Below are 12,759 nucleotides of genomic sequence, written 5' to 3' on the forward strand. Positions count from 1 at the left end.
TAAATAGCATTAATTAATTGATCACTACTAGCGACTTACGTTTGATATGCCCTCAGTTGCCGTATCAAACGTAAAATTCTAATCTCATTTTATACCGTCATTATACAAGGAAGGCAGCCATGAGCGAGCGTATCAATTTAGTACCTGAAGGATCAGACATCACTATTGATGATTTTTTAGAAGAGAACAGTGAAAAAGGGATTTATCGTCTGCATCGTAGCGCCTTCACTAACGAAGAGCTGTTCGAGCTTGAGATGAAGTACATCTTTGAGAGCAACTGGGTCTATTTGGCTCATGAGTCTCAAGTTCCTGATAACAATGACTACTACACCTCATACATCGGTCGTCAGCCCGTGATTCTTGCCCGCAATAAAGAAGGCGAGCTGCATTGCATGATTAACTCATGCTCACATCGTGGTGCACAGCTCTGCCGTCATAAGAAAGGCAATAAAGCCACTTACACTTGCCCTTTTCACGGTTGGACTTTTAACAACTCAGGTAAGCTGCTTAAAGTTAAAGACCCAAGACACGCCGGCTACCCAGAATGTTTCAATAAAGAAGGTTCACACGACCTAAAACAAGTGAAAATGGCCAATTATAAAGGCTTTATCTTTGCTAGCTTAAATGATGATGTTCAGTCAATTGAAGACTGGCTTGGTGGTTCTACCAAAATTCTTGACATGATTGTCAATCAGTCGCCAGAAGGTCTAGAAGTTCTACGCGGCACATCAACCTATACTTTTGATGGTAACTGGAAACTGCAAGCTGAAAACGGTGCTGATGGCTATCACGTATCAGCTGTGCATTGGAATTATGCGGCTACCACTGCACGTCGTAAAGAACAAGAAGCAGTCAAAGAAGACAACATCAAAGCCATGAACGCTGGAAAATGGGGACGTCAAGGTGGCGGTTTCTACTCTTTTGAAAACGGACACATGCTGTTATGGACACAGTGGGAAAACCCACAGGACCGTCCAAACTATGCCTATCGCGATGATTATGTCGCTAAATACGGTGAAGCAATGGCGGACTGGATGATTGGACGTTCACGTAACTTATGCCTATATCCAAACGTCTACATTATGGATCAGTTCAGCTCACAAATTCGTATGCTCCGCCCTATCGCGGTTGACAAAACTGAAGTCAGCATATGGTGTATCGCACCAAAAGGCGAAAGCGATGAGTCACGTGCACGCCGTATCCGTCAGTATGAAGATTTCTTTAACGTTACTGGTATGGCAACACCTGATGACTTAGAAGAGTTCCGCTCATGCCAAGAAGGTTATAACGGTATCAAACTTGAATGGAATGATATGTGCCGAGGCTCCGAGCACTGGATTCAAGGAGCAGATGAAGGCGCTGCCGCTATTGACTTAAAACCTTTAATGAGCGGTGTTAAGACTGAAGATGAAGGGCTATATACCGTCCAACATCGCTACTGGCATGAAGAGATGAAAAAAGCTCTAGAGCAAGAGCAGCAGCTACACGGTGCTAATAGCGACTAATACATTTTTATTATTACTCTGCTATTTATTGTAGAACTGACAAAAAATAAGGATATCAATCATGAAAAACACAACTGTTAACATTGAAGACATTAGACAGTTTCTATACCGTGAAGCGCGTTTATTGGATGAGAAAAAATGGGAAGAATGGCTCACTTATTACGATGAAGACTGCCCTTTCTGGATGCCAAGTTGGGATGATGATGGTCAGCTCATCAGCGACCCACAACGAGAAATTTCGCTGATTTATTATCCGGACCGCCGTGGTCTTGAAGATCGTATCTTCCGCATCGAGACTGAGCGCTCATCAGCGACCATACCTGATACACGTACCACGCACAATTTATCAAATATTGAATTACTCGAAAACAATGACGGTATTGTGACGGTACGTTTCAACTGGATCAACAAGTCCTTTCGCTATCACGAGACCAATACCTATTGGGGTTACTCTCAGTACAAAATAGACATGACTCAAGACCAACCAAAAATTTTGGATAAGTATGTGGTCTTAAAAGACGACTATGTGCATCAAATCATGGATGTCTATCACGTCTAATCATTATTCACTCATTACTTAATCACTAGCTTTTAATTAATACGTGTTGAAAAGGGATATTTCTCATGGAATATAATATTGCTCTACAGTTCGAAGACGGCGTCACGGGCTTCATCAAATGTGAAGCCGACGAAACAGTTGCCGAAGCAGCGTATCGTCAAAAATTTAATATCCCTGTGGACTGCCTAGATGGTGCTTGCGGTACTTGCCGTTGCCATTGTGAATCTGGCAGCTATGACATGCACCCTGATATGTATATCGAAGATGCACTCACAGAAGCTGAAGCTGAAGAAGGTTATGTACTCACCTGTCAGATGATTCCTGAAAGCGACTGCGTGATCAAAGTACCAACCTCCTCTGAAGCTTGCAAAGTTGGCAAGTCTGTATTCAAAGGCAAACTACAGCAGCTGAATGTACTGTCTGAGTCTACCATTCACTTTGGCGTCGAAGTCGATAATCCAGATGCGCTAGTATTTTTGCCAGGCCAGTATGTCAATGTCAGTATTCCTGATTCTAACGAGACACGCTCCTATTCATTTAGCTCTATACCTAGTGCCAATCAGGCCGAATTTGTCGTCCGCAATATTCCTAACGGCAAAATGAGCACCTTTTTATCTGATACTGCAACTATAGGCCAAGAGATTAATTTTGAGGGTCCATTTGGTAGCTTTTACCTGCGCCCTCTAATCCGCCCGACCCTATTTCTAGCAGGCGGTACCGGTATCGCGCCTTTTTTATCGATGCTAAAAAGTTTAGAAGTGTCTGGTGCTCATCATCCTGTCAGGATGGTCTACGGCGTCACCAACGATTTTGATCTGATAGAAGTCGAGAAACTAGAAGAAGTAAAACAAAACCACCCTTGGTTTGACTACCGCACCTGTGTCGCCACAGAAGATAGTAGTCATGAGCGTAAAGGTTATGTTACCGGTCATGTTGATAATGAGTGGCTGAACGATGGTGACGTCGATGTGTACTTGTGTGGTCCGTTAGGGATGGTGGATGCGGTGAGTAATTGGTTAGACAGCAGTAATCTAAAACCGTGCAATTTTTACTATGAAAAATTCACGCCCAGTGAACAATAACATAGCTTAGCCGTATTACTCTACTAGCAAAGCATGAGCAAGATTTTTAGGAGACTGTCATGAGTAAAAGATTTGATAATAAAGTATGTATCGTTACTGGTGCCGCCCAAGGCATCGGGCGCGGAGTCGCATTACGCTTAGCAAGTGAGGGCGGAAAAATCGTCATGGCAGACTTTTCTCCATTAGTAGAAGAGGTGCTGGCTGAAATCATTGCTAATGGTGGACAAGCCGTTACCATTCAAGCTGACCTTGAAACCCGTCAAGGTGCTAAAGAGGCTATTGATAAGGCACTTGATAGCTATGGGCGTATCGATATATTAGTCAACAATGTCGGCGGCGCAATATGGATGAAACCTTTTACCTGCTTCTCTGAAGCAGAAATCCAAAAGGAAATCAGTCGCTCATTATTTCCAACATTATGGTGTTGTCATGCGGTATTACCAACCATGGTCAAACAGCAGTCAGGCATTATTGTTAATGTGTCCTCTATCGCTACTCGTGGTATCAACCGCATACCCTACTCGACAGCGAAAGGCGGCGTGAACGCCATGACCGCATCGCTCGCTTTTGAGTATGCAAACGATGGCATCCGTGTGAATGCCGTGGCAACTGGCGGTACTGAAGCGCCGCCCAGAAAGATTCCACGTAACGCCAAACCATTAACTGATGATGAAAAATCATGGATGAATGCGGTGGTTGATCAGACCATTGATCGCACCTTTATGAAACGCTACGGCACGATAGATGAGCAAGTCAATGCCATCTTGTTTTTAGCATCCGATGAGTCTTCTTATATTACTGGTAGTACCATTCCTGTAGGCGGTGGCGACGAAGGCTAATAATAAATCTGTCAATCAGTAGCATGCATCTTAATTTGCAACCCCGTAACGAATGCTAATTTGCAAGGAAGCAATATGGCCTCTGTAATCCAAACCTTAAAAAACGACTGGTCGCTCTCTGCATCGGTTGCAGGGTTCTTAGCGGTTCTTATTTCCTATGCAGGTCCTTTGATTATTTTTTTTCAGGCCGCACAAGCCGCACAAGTATCGGATGCCATGATGGCGTCTTGGATTTGGGGTGTCTCCATTGGTGCTGCCATTCCTGGTATTTATTTATCTATTAAATATAAAACACCGGTTATTACAGCATGGTCCGCACCTGGTACCGCTTTACTGGTTACCCTATTTCCACAGATGAGTATTAATGAAGCTGTTGCCGGTTATATCATCTCAGCGATTGTCATATTTATTATTGGAGCGACAGGTTACTTCGACAAAATATTAAAATGGATTCCTAACGGTATTGCCGCTGGCATGATGGCAGGCATCCTATTTCAGTTCGGCTTAGAATTATTTAAAGCCACTGATAGCATGCCATTTATCGTCTTTAGCATGCTCGGTTGCTATTTATTAGCCAAACGCTTTTCGCCGCGCTATACGATGATCTGGGTGTTGATATGCGGTGTTATCTTAAGCGTCTTACTTGGCAAAATGAACCCTGTCCATTTCGATTTAGCCGTTACCATACCTAATTTTATTGCACCTGAATGGTCGTGGAACTCAACGTTTAACCTCGCTATACCACTCATCCTTGTGAGCTTAACTGGTCAATTCTTACCCGGCATGGCTATTTTAAATCTAAGTGGCTATGACACGCCAGCCAAGCCTATTGTGAGTGTTACAAGCCTCGCCTCTTTAGCAGTTGCATGTGTTGGTGGTATCACTATCGTACTTGCCGCTATCACAGCCGCGCTTTGTACTGGCAAAGATGCGCATGAACTTAAGGAAAAGCGCTATATCGCAGGTGTCGCTAATGGCATCTTCTATTTATTTGGCGGTTTATTTGCTGGCAGTATCGTGATGGTATTTAGCTTGCTTCCAAAAGAGCTTGTCGCGGCACTGGCCGGCCTTGCGTTAATCGGTGCCATTTCTGCCAATATCACCATTGCTATGAAAAATGATGAGCAAAGAGATGCAGCGTTAATTACCTTTTTGGCGACAGCATCGGGTATGAGCTTTTTGGGATTAAGCTCTGTGTTTTGGGGCATTCTTATTGGCATGATTGCTCACTATATTCTGACCAAAAAACGCCTACTACCAACATCATCTATCTCATTAACGACCTCTAATAATGAAGCCAATTAAAAGCAAGTCTCTTACAAAAAATTTAAGTAGTGTCAGAGCAATGAGTCTAACCCATGTACCACTTATTAATTTTAAAGACACTACCTCATATGACTTTTTATAGGATATAAACATGATTAACAAAGCTGATAAAGGTATCACTGACGTACTTAGTCAAATCAAAGATGGCGCCACCATTATGATTGGTGGCTTTGGCACGGCAGGTCAACCCGCTGAACTCATTGACGGGCTTATTAATTTGGGCGTAAAAGATTTGGTCATCATTAATAATAATGCCGGTAACGGCGACCATGGCCTTGCCAAACTCTTACAAACAGGTGCTGTACGTAAGATAATTTGCTCTTTTCCCCGTCAATCAGACTCTTGGGTATTTGATGAGCTTTATCATGCTGGCAAGATTGAACTGGAGCTAGTACCACAAGGTAATTTGGCTTGTCGTATTCAAGCAGCAGGTATGGGACTCGGCGCAGTATATACGCCAACAGGCTTTGGCACTTTACTCGCAGAAGGTAAAGAGACTCGTCATATCGATGGTAAAGACTATGTTCTTGAATATCCGATAAAGGCTGATTTTGCCTTAATTAAAGCCAATAAAGGCGATCGCTGGGGCAACTTGGTGTACCGCAAGTCTGCACGCAACTTTGGTCCAATCATGGCAATGGCAGCTGAAGTAACTATCGCCCAAGTCTCTGAAACGGTGGATCTTGGTGAACTTGATCCTGAGTATGTTATTACACCGGGTATCTTTGTGCAGCATGTGGTGCAAATCCAGCCTACTAGTACTGAACCTGCTAGTGATGAATATGCTAGCACAGCAACGACAGCCACCGCTTAATACTGCCAATTATAAGGATCGTCATCATGAGCCATACTTCCTACACCGTTTTGACCCGCGATCAAATTGCCGAGCGCGCTGCACAAGATATTCCAGATGGTGCTTATGTCAATTTAGGCATCGGACTACCGACCAAAATTGCCCAATACCTACCGGATGATAAAGATGTATTTTTACATTCAGAAAATGGCTTACTAGCTTTTGGACCACCACCTGCTAAAGGTGAAGAGGATCCCGAGCTGATTAATGCCGGCAAAGAATACGTCACCATGCTCGATGGCGGTAGCTTCTTCCATCATGGCGACTCTTTTGCGATGATGCGTGGTGGTCATATCGACATTTGCGTATTGGGCGCGTTTCAAGTGGCAGCCAATGGCGACTTAGCCAACTGGAGTACCGGTGCAGAGGATGCAATACCTGCCGTTGGCGGCGCAATGGACTTAGCCGTCGGTGCCAAAAAAGTCTTTGTCATGACCAATCATACCACCAAGACGGGCGACCCTAAAATCGTCAGCGAGCTTACTTATCCTGTGACTGGCAAAAACTGCGTTGATCGCATTTATACTGATTTATGTGTCATTAATGTCACCGATAAAGGCTTAGTAGTCACCGAAATGGTCGATGGCATTAGCTTCGAAGACTTACAGGCCTTGACGGGTGCCACACTGACTGACGCTACTACAGTAAAATAATAAAAAGGATAATATCTACAATGGATAACTTAACAAACGCTTATATCATTGACGCCATTCGCACCCCTTTTGGACGCTACGGCGGCGGTCTAGCACCCGTACGTGCAGACGACCTAGGCGCTATCCCTATCAAGGCGTTAATAGAACGTAATGCTAATGTCGACTGGGTACAAGTAGATGACGTCATCTATGGCTGTGCCAACCAAAGCGGCGAAGACAATCGCAACGTCGGACGTATGTCGTCATTGCTAGCCGGCCTACCTTATCAAGTGCCTGCGACAACTGTTAACCGCTTGTGCGGCTCGTCGATGGATGCGTTAGCGATAGCTGCTCGTGCGATTAAAGCTGGTGAAGCCAATTTAATTATCGCAGGTGGTGTTGAGAGCATGAGCCGTGCGCCATTTGTGATGGGCAAATCAGGTCAGGCATTTGGTCGTAGTCAAAAGCTGGAAGATACTACTATGGGCTGGCGCTTTATCAATCCAAAGCTTGATGAGCTATATGGCACAGAGACTATGCCGCAAACCGCTGAAAATGTCGCAGAGCAATTCAATGTCAATCGAGCTGACCAAGATGCATTTGCGCTACGTAGCCAACAACGTACCGCAGCGGCGCAAGCGTCAGGATTCTTTAAAGACGAGATGACCCCTGTCGTCATCCCGCAGCGTAAAGGCGAGCCTGTCACCGTCGATACTGATGAGCATCCTCGTGCTGACACCACCCTTGAGAAGTTGACTAAACTGCGTCCTATCGTCACCGCAGATGGTACGGTGACTGCTGGTAATGCCTCTGGAATTAATGATGGTGCAGCAGCCTTCCTAGTAGCGTCAGAGCAAGCGGTTAGAGAATTTAATCTAAAGCCGCGTGCGCGTATTGTGGCCTCAACTACGGTAGGCGTTGAGCCACGTATTATGGGTTTCGCCCCAGCACCAGCGATGAAAAAATTGCTTGAGCATACGGGACTAACGCTTGATGAGATGGATGTCATTGAATTAAACGAAGCTTTTGCCGCGCAAGCTCTAGCTTGTACGCGTGACTTGGAGTTAGCTGATGATAGCGAGCGCGTCAATCCTAATGGCGGTGCGATTGCCCTTGGTCATCCACTCGGCGCCTCAGGTGCCCGTTTGATCTTAACTGCCCTCAATCAACTTGAAAAAACGAGTAAGCGTTATGCAATCTGCTCAATGTGTATCGGTGTTGGACAAGGCATCGCAATGATTATTGAGCGCGTTGAAGGCTGATTAATCGTTCAAAATAAAATAAATAATACCCACCTCAATAGGTCAAAAGTAATACTTCAATCACACGATAGTCAAAATAAGGACATTCATCATGCCTGTATTTGAAAATAAAGACGTAACGCTAAATTATGCCACCTTTGGTGATAGCAGCAACCCCGCCCTAATATTTTCCAACTCTTTAGGTACTAGCTATCGTATGTGGCAACCACAAATCGATACCTTGCAAGATGATTATTTTATTATCTGCTATGACACTCGTGGTCATGGTAAATCATCAGCACCCAGAGGCCCTTATAATTTAAACCAGCTGGGGCAAGATGTGATTGATTTGTTAGATCACCTGCATCTTGATAAGGCATTTTTTTGTGGCATTTCTATGGGCGGCATAACAGGTCAATGGTTAGCTATCAATCATCCCGATCGCTTCCACCACTTGATGTTATGTAATACCGCCGCGAAAATTGGTAACGAAACAGCATGGACGGAGCGTGCAAGGTTGGTACGTGAGAAAGGTCTAGCGCCTATCGCAGCTACAGCTGCTCCGCGTTGGTTTACAGCAGATTTTATCGATCATTACCCAGATGTAGTCGCGGCATTGTCTAGCGCTCTTGCGGCTGGCAGTGCAGAGGGCTACGCAAGCTGCTGCGAGGCGTTATCTATCGCTGATACTCGCGAGCAGTTACAAAATATTCGTGTACCCGTCACAGTAGTTGCAGGTATCGAGGATCCAGTGACAACGGTTGCCGATGGTCAATATATAGTCGATCATATTCCTAGTGCTAAGCTCGCCACTATCAATGCCTCGCATATCTCAAATATTGAACAACCTGAAGCATTTAATGAGTATATTAAATATTACCTGCAATAACGCCAATAAATGCTTTTAAAAAACACATTCATTAGCGTTGATTAATTAGGCTAATTTTATCTATTTATCTTATATTTTTAATCATCTATATATTTTTTTAGTATATGGATGATTTTCTGCGTATTCAGTATTTTCATAATAGAAATTAATGAAACTTCTTGGCGTTAGTTGTCTTACACACACTCACTGCAAGCATCATTCTTCGTATCTAATACTTTATAAGAGTACCGAATACTCTAATAAAGATAAAAGTCAACATTGTTTCAATAGAATGTTATATAGAAAAATATACCTTTTAGGTATCGATTGATACCTAGATAGTTTTTGACTTAGCACCTGTAAAACCCTAACTTGTAAAGCACGTATAAGGATATCATCAACGGAGAATATGAATGGAATCTCAAACCTTAAACATCAATAAAGTTATTGATGAAGCCAAATTTTCACCTTTTCATTGGAAAGTCCTGTTTTGGTGCTTACTGATTATTATCTTTGACGGCTACGACCTCATTATTTACGGCGTGGCCCTGCCATTACTTATGGAGGAGTGGTCATTGACTTCGGTACAAGCAGGTTTTCTTGCTAGCGCAGCACTATTCGGTATGATGTTTGGTGCCATGATTTTTGGCACTTTATCTGACAAAATCGGTCGTAAAAAAACAATTATGATTTGTGTCGCTCTATTCAGTAGCTTTACTTTTTTTGGTGCTTTCGCTAGCGGGCCTATGCAGTTTGCGGCTTTGCGCTTCATTGCAGGTCTAGGTATTGGCGGCGTGATGCCAATCTGCGTGGCACTAACATCTGAATACGCACCGAAACGTATGCGTAGTACTTTAGTCGCTATTATGTTCAGCGGTTATGCAATTGGTGGTATGACGTCAGCATTATTAGGATCTTTTTTGGTGCTAGATTTTGGCTGGGAAATTATGTTTTATATTGCGGGCATCCCTACTTTGCTATTGCCAATTATCTGGAAGATGCTACCTGAATCCTTGATGTATTTGGTCAAAGAAAAGCGAGAAGACGAAGCTAAAAATATCGTTCAAAAATTGGCTCCTCAAGAAAAAGTTACACCCTCTACTACGTTAGTACTAGACGAACCCACCAAAGGTGATGATGCACCAATTAAAGCGTTATTTCTGAACAGACGTGGATTCACTACTATTATGTTTTGGGTAGCATTTTTTATGTGTTTGCTGATGGTTTACGCTTTAGCAAGCTGGTTACCAAAGCTAATGATTCAAGCCGGTTACTCATTAGGTGCTAGTATGTTATTTCTATTTGCACTTAATATTGGTGGGATGATTGGGGCTATTGGCGGTGGTGTCCTAGCTGATAAATTCCATTTAAAACCTGTACTAACTATTATGTTTGTCGCTGGGGCAATAGCATTAATTTTGCTTGGCTACAACAGTCCTCAGATTGTACTATATACGCTCATTGCGATTGCAGGTGCTACAACCATCGGCTCACAAATTCTGCTCTATACTTTTGTGGCTCAATATTATCCTACCGCTGTACGTACGACTGCTATGGGTTGGGCGTCAGGGATTGGACGTATTGGTGCTATCGTAGGTCCAATCCTAACTGGTGCGCTTCTCACCTTAGAGCTGACCCATCAGATGAACTTCTTATTTATCGCTATACCAGGTATTATCGCAGCCATCGCTATCTTCTTAGTAAATCTGAGCGCAGCGGTCGACAGCAAAGAAAGCAAACTGCAACCAACAAGATTAGATACTTCAGCAGCGTAAAAGTAATATTGACTTTAAAAATCGTATTTCTGTTACCGTAGAAAACACATAGTACCTTATCTTTTTATAAACTAATATAACTGGCGTTTCGATTCTTACAATTGCAACGTCAGTTATATTTATAAAAAAGCTCCTAGTATATATTCTAATACCTGAATAACATGATAAGTATCAATAAAAAATCATTAATCAAGATAATACATCCCCACTATAACTATGAAGATGCGCCATCGTATCGCTTACTCCTCTCAACACTTCAACTCAAAAATCATATTTTGCCATTATTTCAATTTGCTGACCTGCTGGCATCCATGGGAATGTCGTTACGTCCTGATTTCTCCACTCAATACCCAAATCTAGATCTGGTAGATACTCATAGATAAGGTTTGCGCTTTTTACATTAGCAGAAGTGTCTGCCGCATCGTTTACATTTACTTCACCATAACGCAAGTTGCCACGCAGCTTTTGGGTAAACTGATGCTTATATCCTACGCTATAGCCAGTTTGCGAGATCAGCTTCCCATCCTCGGCATCACAGTCTACGCCGCCATTCATAATTAGCGGTCCTCCAACACAGATGGCAGAATAGGCACCCATGCCTTTACCATTATATATACTGGCATGGAGCGAATCTTTACCCAATGTTAGCTTGCCAGCTAAAGAAACACCGATACCCACATCTGAACCATCTCCGTTCTCAGCATCACGAGCCGTGACAGCCACGTTATAGTCAAAGTTAGATATCTTATCTTTGTAGCTTACCACCATATCAGGTAAGCTCGCATTATCGTAAACAGGGTCTTGCGCCGTAAAACGTAGCCCCTTATAAGTATAGTGCAACGTCAAATCTGGACGAATATAAGAACCACCACCAGAGGCCGTGCCCAAACCAGTGCCCCAAAAATCAAGCTGCTCCGTAGACAGAGGTGCCACTGCCAAAAATTGACCGTTCCAAGTCTTACCCACTGTCAAATCATCAACCTGAACATAAGCATGACGCAAACGCAGATTTGAGCCGCCCTTGGCGTAATCGCCATAAAAATCACCTTCGATAAACCCCGTGAGTTTTTTATCATCTACCGACTTAGTCGTTTTCACATTAATACGAGACTGGCGTAAATTACCCTTAAATTCCGACTCGCCTTCATCAGGAGAGTTAAAAGCACCTTCTGCTTTGATGTAACCACCGATACTCAAAGTCGTGTCATCTGTTGTCACAAGATCGATTGCTTGTGCAGATACGCATGTTACAACCGTAGCAAAACCTACAGATAGCCTTTTTATATAAAGCATCATTCATCTATTCCCTGTTTTATGTTGATATCCTTATCAATCCCAATTGCTACTACGCTTTCTTTAATCCATAAAAATAAATAATCCTTTTAGATGAAAATTAACTTCTAATTAATAAGTACTTTCTAATTAAAAACCCAATCATAATTTGACCGATATATTAGGTTTTAGGCTTCTTGATTAATACTTTCCAAAGCAGCAATCGCGTCTTTTTGCGACTCATTGATAGGCTTTTTTTGCCCACTCAATTTATCGAGATATACCAACACCGACTCACCGATTGCAACGACTGCTTTCTGCACCGTACTGTAATAGGTATATTCATGAATCAGACTTGAATTACCTATTTTTTTGACCTTGACACCAATCCATAATTCATCAGGGTAAGCAACCGATTTGAGGTATCGACATGACGAGGCAGCCATCACCGAAGACGTCTGTTCGTTAAATAAACCAAGCCGCCTGTTGTAGTAGATACGAGCATTTTGAGCATATTCGTAATAAACCACATTATTGACATGACCAAAGGAGTCCATATCACCCCATTCCACTTGCTGAGGATAGATAACGGTAAAGTCATGCAATGGGTGATTGTCATCGCTTGTGACAATCTCTTGTATTTCTGGGAACGTAGGCGCAGCTTCCATAATTTCTCTCTTTTTATTAGATAGGCTTTGTTATATAGACGATAAATATGACTCAGGGTGCGCGTGACTCACACACCTCCCCTATCCCTAGCATTTAATCAAGCACTAGGGTTTATGCAAGTTTTCCTTTTGTCAGAGT

The 12,759-nt window shown here is 43.0% G+C and carries 12 protein-coding genes; 10 read left to right on the forward strand and 2 right to left on the reverse strand.

Features of this window, described 5'->3' with window-relative positions; translation table 11 throughout:
- The first annotated feature begins 119 nt into the window (after nucleotides 1–119).
- From benA to QO187_RS03625, 10 genes are all read left to right on the forward strand, one after another.
- Complete coding sequence (gene benA, locus QO187_RS03580) at nucleotides 120–1,505, forward strand: benzoate 1,2-dioxygenase large subunit (RefSeq protein WP_025643599.1); 1,386 nt, start codon at nucleotides 120–122, stop codon at nucleotides 1,503–1,505.
- Between the two features lie 61 nt (nucleotides 1,506–1,566).
- Nucleotides 1,567–2,064, forward strand: coding sequence for a benzoate 1,2-dioxygenase small subunit (benB, locus tag QO187_RS03585; protein ID WP_025643600.1), 498 nt, complete (start codon nucleotides 1,567–1,569; stop codon nucleotides 2,062–2,064).
- Between the two features lie 65 nt (nucleotides 2,065–2,129).
- A complete protein-coding gene (benC, locus tag QO187_RS03590; RefSeq protein ID WP_025643602.1) occupies nucleotides 2,130–3,146 on the forward strand; it encodes a benzoate 1,2-dioxygenase electron transfer component BenC in 1,017 nt (338 codons plus the stop codon).
- Between the two features lie 59 nt (nucleotides 3,147–3,205).
- The gene (locus QO187_RS03595; RefSeq protein ID WP_101204513.1) at nucleotides 3,206–3,985 is read left to right on the forward strand and encodes a 1,6-dihydroxycyclohexa-2,4-diene-1-carboxylate dehydrogenase; all 780 of its coding nucleotides are present in this window, start codon (nucleotides 3,206–3,208) and stop codon (nucleotides 3,983–3,985) included.
- Between the two features lie 75 nt (nucleotides 3,986–4,060).
- Nucleotides 4,061–5,290, forward strand: a complete 1,230-nt coding sequence (gene benE / locus QO187_RS03600; protein WP_101204512.1) for a benzoate/H(+) symporter BenE — start codon at nucleotides 4,061–4,063, stop codon at nucleotides 5,288–5,290.
- Nucleotides 5,291–5,402: 112 nt separating this feature from the next.
- Nucleotides 5,403–6,125: a 3-oxoacid CoA-transferase subunit A gene (locus QO187_RS03605; RefSeq protein ID WP_101204511.1), complete on the forward strand. Its 723-nt coding sequence runs from the start codon at nucleotides 5,403–5,405 to the stop codon at nucleotides 6,123–6,125.
- Between the two features lie 26 nt (nucleotides 6,126–6,151).
- The gene (locus QO187_RS03610; protein ID WP_101204510.1) at nucleotides 6,152–6,817 is read left to right on the forward strand and encodes a 3-oxoacid CoA-transferase subunit B; all 666 of its coding nucleotides are present in this window, start codon (nucleotides 6,152–6,154) and stop codon (nucleotides 6,815–6,817) included.
- A gap of 20 nt (nucleotides 6,818–6,837) precedes the next feature.
- Complete coding sequence (gene pcaF / locus QO187_RS03615; protein WP_102092707.1) at nucleotides 6,838–8,058, forward strand: 3-oxoadipyl-CoA thiolase; 1,221 nt, start codon at nucleotides 6,838–6,840, stop codon at nucleotides 8,056–8,058.
- A gap of 91 nt (nucleotides 8,059–8,149) precedes the next feature.
- Entirely contained in the window at nucleotides 8,150–8,926 is a 777-nt protein-coding gene (gene pcaD, locus QO187_RS03620; protein WP_102092708.1) for a 3-oxoadipate enol-lactonase, read from the forward strand.
- Nucleotides 8,927–9,318: 392 nt separating this feature from the next.
- Complete coding sequence (locus QO187_RS03625) at nucleotides 9,319–10,680, forward strand: MFS transporter (RefSeq protein WP_101204507.1); 1,362 nt, start codon at nucleotides 9,319–9,321, stop codon at nucleotides 10,678–10,680.
- Nucleotides 10,681–10,941: 261 nt separating this feature from the next.
- On the opposite strand, the gene QO187_RS03630 is transcribed toward QO187_RS03625, so the two are convergent.
- Complete coding sequence (locus QO187_RS03630) at nucleotides 10,942–11,976, reverse strand: hypothetical protein (RefSeq protein WP_228153132.1); 1,035 nt, start codon at nucleotides 11,974–11,976, stop codon at nucleotides 10,942–10,944.
- A 164-nt stretch (nucleotides 11,977–12,140) separates the two neighbouring features.
- The gene (locus QO187_RS03635; protein WP_102090625.1) at nucleotides 12,141–12,620 is read right to left on the reverse strand and encodes a thioesterase family protein; all 480 of its coding nucleotides are present in this window, start codon (nucleotides 12,618–12,620) and stop codon (nucleotides 12,141–12,143) included.
- Nucleotides 12,621–12,759: the final 139 nt, after the last annotated feature.

It is taken from the genome of Psychrobacter sp. Arc9 (assembly GCF_041431295.1).
In the GTDB taxonomy this organism is placed as follows: domain Bacteria; phylum Pseudomonadota; class Gammaproteobacteria; order Pseudomonadales; family Moraxellaceae; genus Psychrobacter.

Bases quoted from the DNA above. Each gene is read 5' to 3' on its own strand.
- QO187_RS03625 (WP_101204507.1), top strand. From the start codon at position 9,319: ATGGAATCTCAAACCTTAAACATCAATAAAGTTATTGATGAAGCCAAA.
- pcaD (WP_102092708.1), top strand. From the start codon at position 8,150: ATGCCTGTATTTGAAAATAAAGACGTAACGCTAAATTATGCCACCTTT.
- benB (WP_025643600.1), top strand. From the start codon at position 1,567: ATGAAAAACACAACTGTTAACATTGAAGACATTAGACAGTTTCTATAC.
- pcaF (WP_102092707.1), top strand. From the start codon at position 6,838: ATGGATAACTTAACAAACGCTTATATCATTGACGCCATTCGCACCCCT.
- QO187_RS03635 (WP_102090625.1), bottom strand. From the start codon at position 12,620: ATGGAAGCTGCGCCTACGTTCCCAGAAATACAAGAGATTGTCACAAGC.
- benA (WP_025643599.1), top strand. From the start codon at position 120: ATGAGCGAGCGTATCAATTTAGTACCTGAAGGATCAGACATCACTATT.
- benC (WP_025643602.1), top strand. From the start codon at position 2,130: ATGGAATATAATATTGCTCTACAGTTCGAAGACGGCGTCACGGGCTTC.
- QO187_RS03610 (WP_101204510.1), top strand. From the start codon at position 6,152: ATGAGCCATACTTCCTACACCGTTTTGACCCGCGATCAAATTGCCGAG.
- QO187_RS03630 (WP_228153132.1), bottom strand. From the start codon at position 11,976: ATGATGCTTTATATAAAAAGGCTATCTGTAGGTTTTGCTACGGTTGTA.
- QO187_RS03595 (WP_101204513.1), top strand. From the start codon at position 3,206: ATGAGTAAAAGATTTGATAATAAAGTATGTATCGTTACTGGTGCCGCC.
- benE (WP_101204512.1), top strand. From the start codon at position 4,061: ATGGCCTCTGTAATCCAAACCTTAAAAAACGACTGGTCGCTCTCTGCA.
- QO187_RS03605 (WP_101204511.1), top strand. From the start codon at position 5,403: ATGATTAACAAAGCTGATAAAGGTATCACTGACGTACTTAGTCAAATC.